At 38.2% G+C, this 17,189-nt stretch carries 20 protein-coding genes; 10 read left to right on the top strand and 10 right to left on the bottom strand.

The window, feature by feature from the left end:
• The first annotated feature begins 8 nt into the window (after positions 1-8).
• Positions 9-1,946 (top strand): hypothetical protein, encoded by a 1,938-nt coding sequence (locus tag HYV86_04990; protein ID MBI2573189.1) that lies wholly within the window; start codon positions 9-11, stop codon positions 1,944-1,946.
• Positions 1,947-1,948: 2 nt separating this feature from the next.
• Positions 1,949-2,857, top strand: coding sequence for a hypothetical protein (locus HYV86_04985; GenBank protein ID MBI2573188.1), 909 nt, complete (start codon positions 1,949-1,951; stop codon positions 2,855-2,857).
• Between the two features lie 57 nt (positions 2,858-2,914).
• Here the strand turns inward: HYV86_04985 and HYV86_04980 are convergent, their stop codons facing one another.
• From HYV86_04980 to HYV86_04970, 3 genes are read right to left on the bottom strand one after another with little or no spacing between them, the layout of a single operon-like run.
• On the bottom strand, positions 2,915-3,301 hold the full coding sequence (locus tag HYV86_04980; protein ID MBI2573187.1) for a hypothetical protein: 387 nt from the start codon (positions 3,299-3,301) through the stop codon (positions 2,915-2,917).
• Positions 3,302-3,541, bottom strand: a complete 240-nt coding sequence (locus HYV86_04975; protein ID MBI2573186.1) for a glutaredoxin family protein — start codon at positions 3,539-3,541, stop codon at positions 3,302-3,304.
• A 30-nt stretch (positions 3,542-3,571) separates the two neighbouring features.
• The gene (locus HYV86_04970; GenBank protein MBI2573185.1) at positions 3,572-4,393 is read right to left on the bottom strand and encodes a class II glutamine amidotransferase; all 822 of its coding nucleotides are present in this window, start codon (positions 4,391-4,393) and stop codon (positions 3,572-3,574) included.
• A 310-nt stretch (positions 4,394-4,703) separates the two neighbouring features.
• On the opposite strand from HYV86_04970, the gene HYV86_04965 reads away from it, so the two are divergent.
• From HYV86_04965 to HYV86_04955, 3 genes are all read left to right on the top strand, one after another.
• Positions 4,704-5,375, top strand: coding sequence for a hypothetical protein (locus HYV86_04965; protein MBI2573184.1), 672 nt, complete (start codon positions 4,704-4,706; stop codon positions 5,373-5,375).
• 36 nt (positions 5,376-5,411) lie between these two features.
• Positions 5,412-6,011 (top strand): metallophosphoesterase, encoded by a 600-nt coding sequence (locus HYV86_04960; protein MBI2573183.1) that lies wholly within the window; start codon positions 5,412-5,414, stop codon positions 6,009-6,011.
• 182 nt (positions 6,012-6,193) lie between these two features.
• Positions 6,194-6,850, top strand: a complete 657-nt coding sequence (locus HYV86_04955) for an HAD-IA family hydrolase (GenBank protein ID MBI2573182.1) — start codon at positions 6,194-6,196, stop codon at positions 6,848-6,850.
• Positions 6,851-6,893: 43 nt separating this feature from the next.
• Here HYV86_04955 and HYV86_04950 read toward each other — a convergent pair whose 3' ends face one another.
• The 7 genes from HYV86_04950 to HYV86_04920 all read right to left on the bottom strand — a co-directional run bounded on the left by HYV86_04950 (position 6,894) and on the right by HYV86_04920 (position 10,849).
• Positions 6,894-7,871 (bottom strand): RNA-guided pseudouridylation complex pseudouridine synthase subunit Cbf5, encoded by a 978-nt coding sequence (locus HYV86_04950; protein MBI2573181.1) that lies wholly within the window; start codon positions 7,869-7,871, stop codon positions 6,894-6,896.
• A 196-nt stretch (positions 7,872-8,067) separates the two neighbouring features.
• A complete protein-coding gene (locus tag HYV86_04945) occupies positions 8,068-9,219 on the bottom strand; it encodes a hypothetical protein (GenBank protein MBI2573180.1) in 1,152 nt (383 codons plus the stop codon).
• A gap of 40 nt (positions 9,220-9,259) precedes the next feature.
• On the bottom strand, positions 9,260-9,619 hold the full coding sequence (locus tag HYV86_04940) for a 60S ribosomal protein L31 (GenBank protein MBI2573179.1): 360 nt from the start codon (positions 9,617-9,619) through the stop codon (positions 9,260-9,262).
• Positions 9,620-9,628: 9 nt separating this feature from the next.
• Complete coding sequence (locus HYV86_04935; protein MBI2573178.1) at positions 9,629-9,802, bottom strand: hypothetical protein; 174 nt, start codon at positions 9,800-9,802, stop codon at positions 9,629-9,631.
• A 9-nt stretch (positions 9,803-9,811) separates the two neighbouring features.
• Entirely contained in the window at positions 9,812-10,261 is a 450-nt protein-coding gene (locus tag HYV86_04930) for a 30S ribosomal protein S19e (GenBank protein MBI2573177.1), read from the bottom strand.
• 55 nt (positions 10,262-10,316) lie between these two features.
• Positions 10,317-10,658, bottom strand: coding sequence for a hypothetical protein (locus HYV86_04925; protein ID MBI2573176.1), 342 nt, complete (start codon positions 10,656-10,658; stop codon positions 10,317-10,319).
• Complete coding sequence (locus tag HYV86_04920) at positions 10,646-10,849, bottom strand: hypothetical protein (protein MBI2573175.1); 204 nt, start codon at positions 10,847-10,849, stop codon at positions 10,646-10,648. The genes HYV86_04925 and HYV86_04920 overlap by 13 nt, the downstream gene beginning before the upstream one ends.
• A gap of 114 nt (positions 10,850-10,963) precedes the next feature.
• Here HYV86_04920 and HYV86_04915 point away from each other — a divergent pair, with 114 nt between their 5' ends.
• The 5 genes from HYV86_04915 to HYV86_04895 all read left to right on the top strand — a co-directional run bounded on the left by HYV86_04915 (position 10,964) and on the right by HYV86_04895 (position 17,130).
• Entirely contained in the window at positions 10,964-11,839 is an 876-nt protein-coding gene (locus tag HYV86_04915) for a hypothetical protein (GenBank protein MBI2573174.1), read from the top strand.
• A 77-nt stretch (positions 11,840-11,916) separates the two neighbouring features.
• On the top strand, positions 11,917-13,533 hold the full coding sequence (locus HYV86_04910) for a hypothetical protein (protein ID MBI2573173.1): 1,617 nt from the start codon (positions 11,917-11,919) through the stop codon (positions 13,531-13,533).
• A gap of 241 nt (positions 13,534-13,774) precedes the next feature.
• Positions 13,775-15,253, top strand: a complete 1,479-nt coding sequence (locus HYV86_04905; GenBank protein ID MBI2573172.1) for a hypothetical protein — start codon at positions 13,775-13,777, stop codon at positions 15,251-15,253.
• A gap of 18 nt (positions 15,254-15,271) precedes the next feature.
• Positions 15,272-16,129, top strand: coding sequence for a hypothetical protein (locus HYV86_04900; GenBank protein MBI2573171.1), 858 nt, complete (start codon positions 15,272-15,274; stop codon positions 16,127-16,129).
• Between the two features lie 53 nt (positions 16,130-16,182).
• Entirely contained in the window at positions 16,183-17,130 is a 948-nt protein-coding gene (locus tag HYV86_04895) for a hypothetical protein (GenBank protein MBI2573170.1), read from the top strand.
• Positions 17,131-17,189: the final 59 nt, after the last annotated feature.

The raw sequence follows: 17,189 nt of genomic DNA, 5'->3' as shown, positions 1-17,189 counted from the left end.
AGAGGTAGATGATGGAAGGATATTTTAGGCGTTCTTTATTTGACCGTGAACCACGTACTCCTGATGTAGGTGGTGTTGCTCGAAATTTAGGTAGGGTTGCGGATGCTGAAGAACGTGAAGCAAAGGCAGAAGAAAAGCAAACTAAACAACAGGGGAAAGCTTCTTCAAAGAAAGATGACTCTTCTTCTCGTTCTTCTGAGTCTTCTTTTGGTACTGCTAAATGGCTTACTATTTTCTTGATTGTCTGGGGTTTGATACATTATCTGGCACGGGTAAATAATATTGGGGCAGATGGATTTATTCTTACATCTTCGATAATTCTGTTGGCATGTGGTATTTGGGCATTGGCATTGAGGTGCCAAGGGAAACGTCTAGCAGTGTTAATGCCGATTCTATTCTTCTTTATTTGGTATTATGTATATGATAGCAATTATAGTCCAGCATTTTTAGGTGTGTTTCTGGGAACTTTTGTTGGTGTTAGTCTTATTATTGCTTTTTTTGCCAAATGGGAAAGTATTACGCCCGAATTAGTGGGGTTTGTTCCCGTTTTATTTTACTTTGTCGATGCAGGACTACTTCATTTCATGACTATTAAATTAGAACTTACGGTTACACCGATCTTATCAACATTGATTAATGATATTCCTTGGTGGACGTTGTATGGGTTATTTACCATTCCAGATGGGGCAATTAAAGGAAAATGGTTTGAATCTTTTATTGGAATTGGTCGGGTTATTGCAGGTCTATTTTTGATTTTTACACTCATTACGCCAATGATTGCGGGGTTTGGGTATGAAAAAAATTCGCTTCTGCCTGGAGTTGCGCAATTAGAAGCTGCGCGAAAGAATGTGGAAAAAAATATCCCTCAAGGTGAGCAGCCTGCTTGGTCAAACATTGTTTGTATGGTTAATGATCCTCAAAATGTTGCTTCGTGCGTTGCGCAGCGTCAAGAGGATTCGCAGATAAGAAGTTTTTGCAAACAACAAGTTGCTCAAGGAGTTTATGGGATACAAGAAGTTTGTGAAGAAGAGCAGAAAAAAATCAAAGAAGAAGAAAAAATGGCTGCACGTAGTTCTACGGCAACGAATTTTGATAAAGTGACGAAAGCTACGTTTAAGATTGATACAGAAAATGATCCGTTTTCTAAAACTTTTTCAGGTGTACTTATTATTGACAATCCACGAGAACAACCTCTTAGTGTGAAAGCGTCTTGTCATTTGAAGCGGGGAACAGAAGATAAAGAACAAACGATTAGTCTTTTTGGTAAAGGTAACGAACCTATTGGATTTCGTGATGAAGTGAAGGAAATTCCTTTTACTTGCACTCTTGCTCCAGATACACCTCTTGGGAAATATGAACTAGAATTTAGCGCGCAGATTAATGGTCTTAAAACAACATCGTGGGTGAAGCGAACATTTTTTGCAAGTGAAGAGGAACGCAAACGATACAAAGATCAAGTGATGCAGGATCATTATCATTCAAAAGTAGAGACTCTATCTCAGGCTCCCGCTGAGTTTGCCCGACTTAATGTTGAATTTGGCACGTTACGGGGAAATCCGTTAATCGTTGCGGGACAGCCAGTTCTGGCATGGGTCTCTTTAGAGAATATAGGGAAAGGGCAGGTGCGGTCCGTTCATAGTTATGAATTAACCACGTTACGTGAAGATGGATTTAGCATTAAAGAAGGTGATGCAAATTGTCTTGAGGGAAGTTCACTGGATTTTCCAGAAGAGTATACTAAAAAATTAACGGGGAATATTTTATTTGCAAAACGCTGCTTTTTGACTATTCCTTCCGGTTTTGTTGATGTGAGCGGAGATGGTAAGACCAAAACATTTTTAGCAAATGTAATATATGATTATATCATTACTGATAAAATCGCAGTGGAGTTAAAAGAAGTGCCATCTCTCGAAACATCTCTACCTGCATCACCTGGGGTGTCTTGATCATGAGATCACAATCATATCTTCTTATTGTCGGACTTTGTCTTTGTGTATTGGTTCTTACAGTACTTACATCGTGTGGTACGGATACTGGTTCTTCAGTTCAACGAAATTTTCGTCAGGGGATACTTTCTCCCGATATTACCAATCCTCTTCCTCAAGAAAAAGTCTATGAGGGAAGACCTCTTTATGTTCCGTTTCAGTTTGTGAATAATGCTGCATATCCGCTCAATCACGTTGTTGTAACATACACTCAGATAGATGAAACTTTTGTGAATGTGTATAATAAAGAGTATCCTCTCTCAGGACCAATTGAGGGTGTAAATCAATTTAGTCCTATCCCCGAACCGTATGATATTGCGTTAGAAGGCGACATTGGGTATCTTCAAACTCAAACTGGTGAGAGTTTTCGTGATATCCCTTATCGAATTAAAGCAAAGTTTGATTCTACATTTACTTTCAATCCCACGGTATGTATTGGTTCTTCTTCAGGATATGATTTTGAGACGGGAAGCGGTTGTAAAATTGGTGATGACCCAAGTTCATTTAGTGGACAAGGCGCACCCGTAGGTGTTGTGAAGATGGAGCAAATTTCGTATGGTCAATTTGGTCCGCAAATTGAATTTCGTATGACGGTTGCGAACCGTGGTCCGGGTGAATTGTTATCTCTCAAAATTCAAGGAGCTCGCATTGGCAATGATGCGTTGCGTTGTGTCTTGCCTGATTCACCAGATCCTGAAAGTGTTACACTAAAACTAAAACCTGATCAAAAAGAGACGACTGTGCTTTGTGTTTACGATATTGGGGCCGCTACTTCTTATCGTACTCCTTTGTTGGTTGATTTTTCTTATGAATATGAATTTAGCGAGAAGTATAATCTTAAAATTATAAGAACAGGAAGAATCGTCGAGTAAGACTAGTCAAGTAGGATTATTTTGGTGTAATGGTTTTTGTATAAGAATTTTTTTAATTTAAAGTTCTTTTTTTGACTGTTTGATCTTTTCAACTTCTTCTTGTAGTTCTTTTTGCAATTCTTCTTGTGAGTTATATTCCCTGATTTTTATTTTGTTTAACTCAAAGATTGAGGGGGAGGGGTTCTTTCCTTTTTTGTAAAATACTATAATGGGGATGTTACAATAGTCAGCCCAGCCTAATTCGATACCCATACCTGTGCTAGGATAGGTGACTTCAGCGAGGATTAGGTCAGATGTTTTAATGGTTTGTTTTGAGTTTAGTTCTCGTTTTCCTTCTTGATGAGGGAGGATTAATTCATGTTTTTCGGCTAGTGTTTTTCTGAGAGGGAGATACCATTCTTCTAGAAAATTAAAAGAACGAGAATGACTAACGTATATTTTCATCTATTTCACTTTTCCTACAGCTTGCATGAGTTGTGATTCATTAAATCCTATGACAATTTGTCCGTTCACATCTACAACGGGCGTGCTCATTTGATTTGATTTTTCAAGTAGTTCGTCACGATATTTGTCGCTTTCCATCACGTCAAGTTCTTGAAAAGAAAATTTGTTTTTTTGAAGCCATTCTGTGGTCTTTTTAGACCAAGTGCAGTTTGGGCTTACGTAAATTTTTATATCCATCATCTATCATTTTTGTTAAAGAAGAGGCTGTTTTTATATTTTTTGGCATATAGGGGATATAGTTTCTAGGGGTGTAATGGATATTTCATGGTTTTCGTGGTTAAGTGTACAGATGTGTCCCGGTGTGATTTCTTGCCAAATCATATTGGGCAGCAAGTGAAGTTGTTCGGAGCAGATGATAGTTTGATTTTCGTTTGTGGCAAGATACATAGTATAATACTTTGGATAATGAGAATGGGCGAGAGCAATAATACTTTGTTTTTTAGTAGTTAAAATAATATTTGTACCATGTGAGGAAGGATATTGATGCAATATTCTGGTCACTGCGTTTTGCGGGTTGGTGTCAAAATCGTCTTCACTACAAATGGAGTATAAGAGCTGTTCTGAATCGGTAGTTCCTTGGGCGATAAATTGAGTATTATGGGTTATTTGATGCGGAATTTGTCCATTATGGGCAAAAAATATTTTTTGTTGTTGGTGATTAATTTGGAAAGGGTGGGTGTTTTTGGTGGAGATTTCCCCTTGGCTTTTTCGTCTTACATGAAGCAGGATGATGGAGGGGGAACTTGGTACGTTTTTAAGAGCATAATCATTAGGAAAAGGAAAAATTGATTTGGCGTGTGACCATTCGCCTTCATCTTCGCTTTTTGTTGATTCTTCTTCTTCTGTGGGTTCTCTTTTAGATTTTTCTTTGATGTATGCTGCATACCCCCATCCATCATGATGAGTGTATGTACCTTGTGGATAGATTTGATGCCACTCGTGCTGCTGGGTTTGATCGTTAGCAATGAGTTTCATTGATTCTAGAAGGGGGTAGGTTTGGATATTTCCTACGGCAAGAAGCATGCGGCACATAAAGTTCTGATTTCTTCTCTCTTTATGTTCTTTTCGAGTTTTGTGTCTTTCACTCTTCTCACTTTCTCTTTCTTTATTCTCTCTTTATTCTCTCTAAGAAGTATATAGTTAGTTTATCTGATTTTACTCGACCTTACTTTGTCCTACTTGATTTGCCAAAAGCTTTTTAAATAGACTATTGATCTACGACTATATCTACTTAGGAACTATGGTCAACTTCCAAGAATATTGGGTTGTTGTCAAAGATAATTTTGTTAAGAAAATAATTAAAAAAAATAATTAAAAATAATCATCAAAGGTGCATTTCATTATGGCAAAGGAAAATGTGAAAAAAGAATCAAGTGCTAAGAAAATCAAACGTAAAGTTTGGTATAGAATTATTTCCCCTAAAATTTTTGGTCAACGCGAAGTAGGTGAAACCTATATTGAGAATCCTGAACAAGCTGTAGGGCGCAGTGTTATGATCAACCTTAAGGAACTTACTGGTAATGTTAAAGATCAAAGTTATGACGTTATGTTCAAGATTACCCGCGCCGATGGCACTCAATTGCGAACTGCAACCATTGGTTATATCCTTTCTCCAACTTATGTAAAACGAGTTGTGCGAAAAAATAGTTCACGTCTTGATGATGTTATGACTATCAAAACTCGCAGTGGTCAAGATGTTGTCCTTAAGAGTTTCACAGTTGTGGCTCATCGTGTTCAACGTTCTGTTCGCAGCGCATTGCGTCGTGAAATTGTTGCTTTCTATACTGAAGAACTTGCTCGATCTACGTTTGATGGATTTATTGCTAATTTGGTTACTCGCAAACTTCAATCTGCTCTTAAAAAACGCTTAAGTAAAATTTACTTAACAAAAGAAGTTTCTGTACGAGTTCTTGAACTTAAAGATGCTCCTATCGATGGTGAAGAACCAATCGTTGATGAGCCCGTTCGCGCTCCTGAAGCTGTAGATCAACAAGTTTCTGCTGATGCAGAATAAGAAGAATTCATTTGAATTCTTATTTTCTTTTTTTCTATGAAATTTCTTACGTTTACTGATATTCATCAGGATCGGGAAATGCTCGCTTGCTTGGTTGAACGCGCGGCGAAACCTGATATTGATTTTGTTCTTTGCGCAGGAGATATTTCTACTTTTGGCAGGGGATTACAAGTTGTTCTTAAAGCATTTAATGATCTTGAAAAACCATTTTATGTTATTCCTGGTAATCATGAAGAAGGCGGGGCGTTATTATCTTCGGCAGTTGAATTTTATCCTTATTGTGTTAATTTGGATCGGAAAGCGCTGGAGCTTGATGGTTTTGTGTTATTGGGATATGGTGGCGGCGGTTTTGCGCAGGAAGATGCTGTGTTTAGGGCAGTAGCGAGAGAGTGGTATAGTTTGTATAACGGGAGAAAAATTATTTTCTTTACACATGGTCCACCGTTTGGTCTTAAAGTAGATTATTTGTATGATCGCCATGTGGGAAATAAAGATTATCGCAAATTTATTGAGAGAATTAATCCTAAAGTGGTGGTGTGCGGGCATTTACATGAGACGGCTGGGGTGATTGAGAAGTTGGGGCATTCGATTATTCTTAATCCTGGACCAAAAGGAAAAGTAATTGAAGTAAAATAAATTGAAGTAGAATAAATTGAAGTAGAATAAATGGTGAAATCAAATAAATAATCTTCACGTTTTTCTTTGACTTTTTCTTTAGCTTTATTGGTTTGTGTTTGACACTCATTACAATCAGGACAGGGCTGAAAGTTACTAAATTTTTATAAAAGAATAATCTATCTACTTCTCATGGTGATTTAATGAATACGAAATGTATCCTTTTTGATGTTGATGGTGTGGTGATTACCAAAAAACGGTTTAGTATTCCATATAGTGAAAAGTATGGTATTGAAGAAGAGAAAATGCTTCCATTTTTCAAAGGTCCATTTCTTGATTGTGTTGTGGGAAAGGCTGATTTGAAAAAAGTTATTGCTCCCTATCTTGCTGGTTGGAATTTTGATGGTACGGTGGATGAATTTTTAGAATTTTGGTTTCATGCTGAAAATAATCCTCATCAGGAACTTCTTCGCTTGGTTGGTCTATTACGTTCTTTAGGTGTTAAATGTTTTTTAGTTACGAATCAAGAGAAATATCGGGCTGATTATTTGCGTCATGAGATGAATTTTAGTGAACTGTTTGATGGAATGTTTTCTTCTTGTGATTTAGGTGTTGCTAAGCCCCATTCTGCTTTCTATGAACACGTTTTTTCCAAACTCAATACGTTAGGGTATGATTCTGAAGAAAAAGTTCTTTTCTTTGATGATACCTCTTCTAATGTTGAGGCAGCAGGAGAATTTGGGTTTGCTGCGTATAAATATACTACATTCGAGGAATTTGTGAGAGTAATTGAAGGATATTTTCCAGATGTATTTGAGGTTGTTCAATCTTTTAATGAAGAAAGTGATGAAAAAGATTAGTACTAATTATAAAGATTTAACTCCGTTTTTGGGTAGTCTGTAACTATTCAGTTTTTTCTTCTTTTGGTTTGATCACTGGTTCCATAAAGACTTTTTGCACTTTAATGGCGATGCCTTTTTCTTTAGTATTTACTTCTACGGCAGACATTAAAGCTTCGCCGATGCAAACAAGCTCGCCTTGCAAGGTAAGTACGGCGACAGTTTCTGCTTTGCGGAAATTTTCTAATTTGCTAATGCCGGGAACGGCGACATCACGTCCATGGGTAACACTTTCAATAGTTGTGTCGAAGATCCAGCATTTGGCGATATGGGTCAGCGCGTTTTCAATAGGTTGGATGCAATATCGAAGGAAGGTATCATTTCCATTTTCTTGATAAAAGAAATATGCGTCTTCTAGATCGTTGAGTGTAACTAGACTATCTTTTTCAGTAAAAGGGCCAGCTTGCGTACGACGTAGTTGGACCATGTGGGCGCCACATCCTAATTCCTGACCGATATCGTGGCAAATTTTTCGAATGTAGGTTCCCGCTTGGCATTTAACGCGGTATAATACGTCTTGGTCTTTGATTTCAAGAACTTCGAGTTCATAAATCTCTCGAGTGCGTAATTGGCGTTTTACTGCGCTTTTGATAGGGGGGAGTTGTTCGATTTTACCTTTAAACTTTTCAAGAGTTTGATGGAGTATTTCTGGTTCAATGAGTTTATGCAAGTGCATAAGGCAGATGTATTCTTTTGGTGCAGTGAGAAGGAATTCAGTTATTCTGGTGGCGCGACCAATGCCTACGGGTTGCACGCCAGTTACTTGGGGGTCAAGAGTTCCAGAATGACCAGCTTTGGTGATATGAAGTATTTTTTGCACCATGTCTGAGACTTGGTGGCTTGTTGGTCCTTTTGGTTTATCAAGGTTGATAATACCATAGGTACAGAGTTCTGTGGTTGAACGTTGCTGTGGTGATTTGCCGAATGTTCCTGTTTCAGCTTTTTTGATAAAAATTTGGCGTTTGGGAGTGAGAGAATTCATTTTTTAAAATTTTAATTTTGCATTTTTTTTTTGTAATTTGTGAATGTTATGTTATAGATTTATGATTTAGTTATATTTTTGTATATTGACTTTGACTCTGTTGAATCTAGTGTATTTTTAATACTTTAGTCCACTTTAACTACTTTAGTAAAAATGGTGCTGTTGTTTCATATTGGTTAACAAAAAGGTTAGACAATTAATGTAGATTTGTGGGGCATGTTGCCAATATTTCTAATGCTTGTCTAAATCCCTCTTTGTTTCTTTTGCTCGGGTCTTCTACAACCGAGTAGCTAATGGCGGATTGTAGCGCCAGTTTTCCAGTTTGAGAAAGATAGTGAATTGTCTCAATACGATCTAGTAGGGTTTGTGTTTTTGATGCATCGAATTGTTGCATGGGTTGATAATCCCTTGCAGGAAATGCTTGTGTTCTCATGAATGTTTCCCATACCGTGATGCCTAAACTAAAATAGTCAGATAAATCTGTGCCGATGCTTTGCGCACGCGCAAGTTCTGGGGCAGTATAGCCATAGGACCCTATCTCTTGTAATTCTTGAGGTTTGGTGCCTTTTTGTTTTAGTGAGGATCTCATAATGGCATATAATTCTGAAGTGAGTCCTATTTCTGGGCAAGGTGAATAGAGCCGGGGAGGTATTGTTGCAATTCCAAAGTCGATAAGATGCGCCTGTACTGCGTCTGTTGAGGAATTAGTTGGCGCAGAGGTACTTGATGCAATAACTATGTTATCTGGTTTAATGTCGTGATGAACTATGCCGTTTTGATGAAGTCGTTCTAATTTTTCGATGAGTGAGAGGAAAATTTTTGCAGAGGTTGAGACATATCTTCGAGCAAGGGAATGGGGCGTACATAGAAAAAGATATTTTAACGCAAAGTCAAAATCATTGACATATTCACGCAAAGTATAGCCTGGAATAAACTCTTGTTTTAGAACACCGCACAATTGTTGTTGCAGGTCAAAGGTAAAATAAAAATCATGAACTTTTTTTGGTGTTGCTGGTGATACTTGCGCGGCAGCGTTTGTGAATGCTTCTCGTATTGATTGTTGAAACCAGTAGGTCGATTGGTGATCAAGGACTACAGGGTTATCGTCTATCTTGAGTAATGAAGCTATAGGTGTTACAAGATCGACTTTGACTTCGAGCTTTGTTCCTGGCGAGGGGGTCTGCATAGGTGTATCTTTTTGAATTACTATTACCTTGTGCCCGATATTTCCCTGATAGTATATTTTTCCCATTCCTGATTTTGCATCTACTGGTTTTCCTAAGAAATTGATATCGGGATCAGCGATTTTACTTACAGAAAAAGCTTTGTTGAATGGGACTTGTGTCATGGTTTACACACCGACCCACTCTTCATTAACTAAATTAAATTCATTGCTCGGTTACTGCTTCTTTTACTTGAGCTGCTTTTTTGACTGGCGTTTTTTTAGCAGGAGCTTTCGCTTTTGGTTCTTCTTTTTTTAGTCCAAATAATTCTGCTCGTACAACACCTTTGTCATCTTTCGTAACGGTTACTTTGATGTGATGAGGAGGATTACGAATACCATGTTGCCAGAGTAATTCATTTACTTCTTTACCTACTTTAACGTCTTCTGATTTCATATGCTTTTGAAGAAATTCTCGAAGTGCGTTAACTGCTTTTTTGGTTCGTCTCCAACGAGGAGATTTTTGATATTCTTTACGTAGAGGAACATTGTATACGCGTTCAAGAGTAGGTTTGCTGGTTGCCATGGTATGTATTTATGCTTTCGTTTTAGTTCTGCGCCAGTTGCGTTTGATTGCGGTGTGGCGAGACGGGTGGACTTTTTGTCCTTTTCCGTTAATCTTAAAGACGGTCCAGAAAGGAGCCCATTTGGTTTGTGTACCAAGTTTGATTAAGCGTTTTTTACGAGAGGGATGTTTGTTTGTTGCCATACGACTTGCCTATTGCTTTTGTTCTTTGTGTTCTTCTTTTGCGATTTGCACTGCAATTTTATCAACAAGAGAAGTGCCTTTTGGTGTCAAAATGCGACCTTTATGTACTCCTTTATCTGCTTGTTTGATGAGTTGCGCTTTTTCAAGTTGTTGAAGAATGTGACGAATGATTGAACCGGATGCTTTGTAAGTTTTGCCTGGTTTATGGCCACGGTTTTTCTTGCCACCATATTTGGTGCGAAGTTTTTCGGTACCAACTGGACCAAGTTTTGCAATTGCACGTAAAATTGCTGCTGAACGGAAGTACCACCAGTCTGGGCTATCAGGGGTTCGTTCTTTGTGATGACCAGTTTTAACAAAAGCAGACCAGGTTGTCGGTTTGACAAGCTGTTGTTTTTTGAGTTCCGCTGCGACGCGGCTGTTTAAGCGAGATGGGTTGACTTGCAAAATATGTGTCATAGCGGGTTGTCAATGGGGGTTATTTATAAAGATTTCGGGATGGGTGGTAAAATTTCTATTTAAATCCACTACTTCCAATTGTAGTCAAAACCTGTTTAATCTCTTCTATTACTCTCTGTTGTGCTTTTTTATCTGACATTCTTACGAACATAATTAGGAGCTCAATTAGTTCTTTTTCATTAAGGCATTTCAATTTGAAACCATCAACAATAAAATAGAAACGAAAGCCGTTATATTTGATTTCTTTAATGAGAATGCCCGCTACCGAACATAATACTTTTCCTTTATGTGGGTTGTCTCCTATCTCTTCAATTAAGTCGAATACCTTCGATGCATCTCGTTTGAATTTCTTCTCTATTTCTTCAAATAGGCTTTCAACGATCTCTATTCTTGCCATCGTTCTTTATGTCGTTTTCGTGCTTCTTCAAGAGAGATAGTATTTTTTTGAGAAAATAAGAAATCGCGTAACTGTTCTTTTACAGCAAGATCATACATTTTTCTTAGAATAGTGTCATATGTGTCTTCCTTAGTTCCAAATGTATTAATGAGGTCTTTTGTTTCTTTACTAAGTTGGATTGTGGTGTTCATATAGCAGCTATAGTGGCTATAATTTATAAATTTTTGCCGAAAAATTGGTTGTTCTTTGTGTTTTGTTTTTTTAGACGAAATCTATTTAAAATAGTTATCACTTGCGAGTAAAACATGGTTTCCTATATTCAATTTCGCAGCGGGGTTGTAGAAGATAATGAAGGTCAACAAGCGTTGCTTAAGTCAAGTTTTCAAAGAGCTTATGATGCTTGGAAAGGCGATGGTTCTCGACATGTTCTTCTTGATCCAGTCGTTATTAGTGAGAGTGTTCCTGCGTTTGAAGGCGTTGTTGATCGTTGGTTTGGTCAGGATTTTGGAAAAGGACCAACGGATAAATCATATTCTGTTGCACGAAAACATGCTAGTCCTACCGAGAATCGTTTTTTAGGTGTTTTTGATATTTATATGCATCAAGCTGAGGGAAGAAAGGGTTTTGGTCATCGTCAAACTGCTCCTTTACCAGCTCTTTTTCGTAATACTAAATTAGATCATTATTTAGGTGGGTTTGATCATGCTGCTCTTGCTTCTTCGATACTTTCTTCTGATACTGCTCTGGATGAAGTTTTGCTTAATTCTTTAGGTGAACGAGGTCAGAGAGTAAGACAAATTATTGCCACAGCACGGGCAGTTCCTGCACAAAGTAAGGGTGCTGCTTTGGCTCGGCTTACGGGGGAATCTAGTCCTTTACTTTATAATGGGTCTTTTGGTGTTGTTGTTATTCGTTCAGGGTTTGGGCAAGAGGCTCATGATCTTGCAGAGCAATTAACTCTGCTTTATCCCCATTCAACATTTTTTTATGTTGATAAAGGGCAAGAAAAGGATCTTTCTGCGTTATGTAGCACTATGTTAGATTTTGCAACAGCTCCTTTTGTGAGAGGAGAGCAGAATATGCCTGCATTATATCGGAAAATGGCAGCAAGATTAGATTTTGATTTTTTGAAAGTTCAGGAATATCTTAAAAATTTAGCAGGTACTGGGCCGTCTAAATAGTTTTCTTAGCTGTATTGGGTCGTCGAAATCTTTAAATACCTTGTTTCTTTCATTTTGATTTAATTAGAGGTGTATAGATGACTCAACGTGTTTCAACGTTTTTGGTAATTACTCTTTTAGCTTTATCATTATTTTTAACGGGTTGTCCTCTTGGTACTACTCCTGCTGCTGCTGGCACTCCGAATGCGTTTCAAGAATTTTTACAGCTTACTTGGTTGCAAAAAATAGGGTTGCTCGATGCTCCCGTTGATGCCCCAATGGGTTTTGTCATATTGTTAATGTTGCTCATTCTTGGTGTTGCGGCGTATGGTCTTTCTTTTAAAGTGGGAATCCCGCAAGGGTATTGTTTCATGATTGCGTTTTTTGTCGTTGCGTTAAGTGCAGTTCTTATGCCTCGCACAATTATTTTTGTTGCGGGTGCAGAATATGTTACTTTATTTTCGTTTATCTTGATTGCGTTACCTTTGGTGCTTTTAGGGATTGCGTATTGGTTTTTAGATGAAATGCCGTGGGCTCGGTTCTTTATTATCCTCCTTATTATTGTGTTATGGTTACAATCTCGTTCTATCTTTAATGGTGCTGCGTCTGTGGGAAGTTCTACGGGGCTAACTGGTCCTGCGTATACTACTATTAAAGATACTTTATTTTCCGGATGGATAGTTACCGTGATGGTCTTTGTAGCATTAGGTTCATTTTTGGCAGCACTGGGCTCACATAGTAAACCGGGTGTGAATGCAGATGCTGGTTCCATTATGGATCGATTAAAGAAAGCCAAAGAAGGGTTTGGGAATGCGATGCGTGGACCAAGAGAAGCAGGAGCTGCAGGCGGACATGGTGGGGCTGCTGCGGGGCATGGGGTTGCTGGGGAGGCAGGACATGCTGCATTAGTGGTCGAGAATAAAAAATTAGAGAAGAGAGTGAGAGCAGCAAGAGATGATGCTCAACGTGCAGAAGTGAGATTGGTCAAAGAACAAATTCTCGAAAATGATGAAGTAGTTTATATTCAACAATTACAGCATGCTTGGGGAGCAGTAAAAGAGGGATTACAAAAAGGAATTGCTACTCTGAATCAAGAATATAGCAAAGCAACAGCTGGTACTAATTTACAGGTTTGGGATCCAAAAGAGTTAGAAGATCCATTTAGTCAATTGGAGAGCACTCTTGGTCAAGCTCTTGATCGACTTGATAGTTTAGAACAGATTACTCGACGTCAGGAAAGTACTGGGTTTGCGTTTATTGAAGATGCGGAGGGTATTCTAACCTCTAAACAGTCTTCAGATTTGAAAGCCAAAGAAAGATTAATTCTTGTTGAACATAAAAAAGTCAAAGATAATCTTAACGCGTTACATACAGAATATGAAAAACATATTAGAAAAGAGTGGGATGAATTACTCAGATTGATTAAAGTATTAAAAGGTAAGACTTCTGCTGATTATGCTCGAGTGGCTGATGTTCAAACGAAAACTCAACATGTTGGTGGTAAACTTACCTATCCTAATGCAGATAACGCAGCCATAACCTTGAAATTACAATTTGATGGGGTTATAGAAAGACTTGTTAAATTGTGGGCTAGTTTTAGAACTGAGGATGGGGAAAGGCTGATTGAGAAAACAGAAACAGCAGAGAAAGAGGCTGATAAGCTGGTAATTAGTCTTGAGGCTGACTTGAAAAAGTTTTTAGAAGCTACAGCGTAGGTTTTATTTTGTTTATTATTTAAGAATTATTTTTATTGATTATTTTCATTAACATTACGTATTTCTTCTTGTAAATTCAATTACTTTATGGGCATACTCTGATCTCGCATGGTTTCATGATATATTTGTGTGGGTAGCAGTTTCTTTTTACGGTTCATTTGTTTCTAACACCATTTTCTCTTTCCCTAAAAGTTTAAATACCCTAAAAGAATCTTTTTGTTACTATAAAGAGGACAGATAGATGATAAAGCGTAGTGTATCTTTAGTATTACTCTTACTGCTAGTTGGTTCGCTGTTTGTTCCCTCTGTTTTAGCAGCGGTTGGTGATCCAACTGATCCTTTTACGTGGGTTGCGCATGCTCTTGGTCTCTCTGCGTCTAATGCGGATAATTTTCTTACTCTGAATTGGCTTGTTGATATTGGTCTTTTAGATAAACCAGTCATTCCTCAAGTTGGTCTGGTCATTCTTGTTATTTTGGGTATTCTTGGTGTTGCTGCGTATGGTATTTCTGAGAAAGTAGGTATTCCTCCTGGATATGCGTTTATTATTGCGTTTGCAATCGTGAGTTTAAGTTGGGTGTTGATGCCCATGAATGTTATTTTTGTTGCGGCAACAGAATATGTTACGTTGTTTTCAACAGCGTTAGTGGTGCTGCCATTTATCATGTTGGGGTTGTTATATTGGTTCTTTGATGAGCATCCTTGGGTTCGTGCAGCAATTATGGTTACGATTGTGGTTATGTGGTTCTGGGTACGTAGAACTTTTGGCGCAGCAAGTGGTGATTCTGCTGAGCTTGCTCAATTTTTAGAGGGTACTGTATTCTCTGGATTAACTGGGGCTGGTTTGGTTATTCTCGCTTTGGTATCCATTGGCTCTGCGTTTAGCACGCACGCGAAAGGGGGAATACATGAAGACCATAATATTCCTGCAGCGTTTGATAAAGCTAAAGAGGGTATAGGTAGTTTGTTTAAGAGAAGAGGTATCAATCCGTTGGATAAAGATGCTGCGGCAAAAGCGAAAGCTCAAGGGGCAAGTGATGAAGAAGTTGAAGCTATTGAAAGTGCAGAGGAAGATCTTGGGGAAGGAGAAGACAGAGAAGAGAAGAATCTTTTGAATGAGTATCTTGAAGAAGTGAAGATGACCAAGCTGCTAAAGGAAATTTATGATCTTTTGAGTGATGAAAATTTGGCTGTCTTTAATCCAGTTGAAAGAACTGGTCGTGTTACATATATTAATTTTAAACCGGGAAATGAATATCTCAAAAAACTTTTAGATGAAGTGAAAAAAGCTCATCGAGCAGTAGACCGAGGATTTTTTTTATCTGGAAGATTGACTCGCAGTACTGCTCGACAAGAAGAATCAGCACAACAATTATTACAAAAATTATTAGAAGATGGGGCGATTACGCAGGAGATTCATGACCGAGCAGAAGTTCCACTCCAGGAGATACTTCGTGTTCATGAAGAACTTCGGCAGCAGTTAGGTGGTATCCTCACTCATATTGATAAAAGTAAAAAATGGTTTGAAAAAGCGTTTAAACCTAGATTGGGTATTTCTACCTCTCCAAATAAAGAATTGAGTGAGTTAATTGATGAATTAAAATACATAAGAGATAATTCTCTTCGTGATCTGGCTACTGCTGAGGAAAGGGCAAATATTAATATCCAAGGATTAGTATCAATTTTAAATGGGGTAAAGCATTCTGGTGGTTCTGCTTAATTGTCTTGAAGTGATGCCATGGGATTGTTTAGAAAAATACCTGAAAGAGAAAGATGGAAGGGTGGTGTTGGTGAAAGTGCTTTAGGTGGTGCATCTTCTAGATTGCAGCGAGAAACGGCTGTTCGTGCGTCTGCAACGCTGTCTCGAGAGTTGAAACTTACGTTGAGCCTCTATCTTACTGAGCAGGAAATACTCACTGCGGTTCGTCATTTTGAGGCGTATTGTTCTGTTTTTCTGATTCCTATTCGTAATTGTGCTGATTCTGATATTCCTATTGTGGATGTTGATCAGCTTGCCGCGGCGTTAGGTGAGAAAGGTATTGTTGGTAAAATTCGGGAAGTAATACAAAAAGTAGAGAGTTCTCGTTCGAGGAGAAATCGTTCTCGTCAATATGAAACATCTACGCTGCTGGAGAATCAATTACATGATGCCGGTCTTTTAGATAAAGCAGATCGTTTGAAGATCGAGACTTATGAACGGTTGATTCTGGAGAAGCATGCAGAGTTAGAGACGATTTTACGTCATATTCAAGACATAGTGTTAAATGCTGATCCTTTTCGTCATGTCAGAACATGGAGTGAGAAAGTTTTAGTTCAAAAAGGAAATGCTGGTAAAAAAGTAGCTAAGCCTCGCCGTGGAGAAGATCCCACTTATTTTAGTACGTTGGTGACTGATTGTTTGGTGATAGTGGATACTTTTTCAAAAGAGGAGGGGGTACTAGGTTTGGTTCAAAAGGCAGCACAAATCGAAAAAGATATCAATACAAATGTACGTGAATTACTTGTGATTTACAGGAAGTTTGAACATCATCTTCCTGAACATAAAGTCTGGTTTAAGTTCTTCCCTCGCCGTGAGGTGAAAGATGTTCGAGGGTAACTCCCATAAATCTTATATAGTTCTTTTTACTCATTGGGTGCTATAAGAGGTTGATGATGGGATTTTTGCGTGCAGTTTTTGGTAAGGTACCGTTAGTTAGACGTTTGTTTAAACCTATCCCTGTTTCTACTCCCGTAGATACTACTTCTCCGGCTGGTGTTGCTAAAAAGAAAGCTACCAAAAAGGCAGCGAAAGCTGCAGCAAAAGAACTCGATCGTGAACAGAAGCGACTTTTATCTGAATATATTGAAGAGATGAAAGAATATAAGATGGTTGAGAATGTGAAAAAATTTCTAAAAACTCAATTTGTAACGCCATTCGAGAATGCAGTGGATAATCAAAACACTCGGTTTGATTTTCGACAGATGAGTAATGTTCGAGAACGGTTTATCAATGAATTAAATGCAGCGGAACGTGAGTTAGTTGGGCGAGTGAATCGTGTGACACGTGTTCAGGAATCAGAAGCAAAACGAGCTATCGCTGCACTTCAACAAACAGGATTACTTGTCAAGAAAGATCTCGATGCAATTGAGACGCAGGAAGCGGCTATTCTTGCGGCTCATGAAGAGATTAAGAAAACTTTTGTTAAGATGAAAGATGTTGTTTTAGGTAATACCATTGTGAGATGTTTTAAAATTCTTCATCTATGTCTCGGGTCTTTTATATACCATAATGAAGGCCCAATGAAAGACCCGTTAAAAAAGATCTTTGAGGGTGATGGTCAAACAATCAGAGCATATGATAATACCACGTTACAAATGACTAAGGCTGACATTGAGAGCATGGCTACACAAATTATTTCTTATGTTTATAATGTGCTCATCAAAGTCGACTTAGCTGCGGTGGAAAAACAAGAAGTCAAAATCAACACGGCGTTACGATCTCTGCTGGTGGTGTTTAAGAAGTATCAGAAAGATTTGAGTTATCTGAAAGTGTGGGGACGGTTGGAAGAAGAGATACCAAAAGAAGAAGAGAATCCAAAAGCAGCTGCGACTTCGTAGTGTTGAACTCATCTGTTAAATTTAGGAAATCTTATATACTCATTTTTCTTCCTTTGTTC

Source organism: Candidatus Woesearchaeota archaeon (assembly GCA_016188115.1).
GTDB lineage: Archaea > Nanobdellota > Nanobdellia > Woesearchaeales > GW2011-AR9 > JACPIK01.
This window is presented reverse-complemented; position numbering and strand designations above follow the sequence as displayed.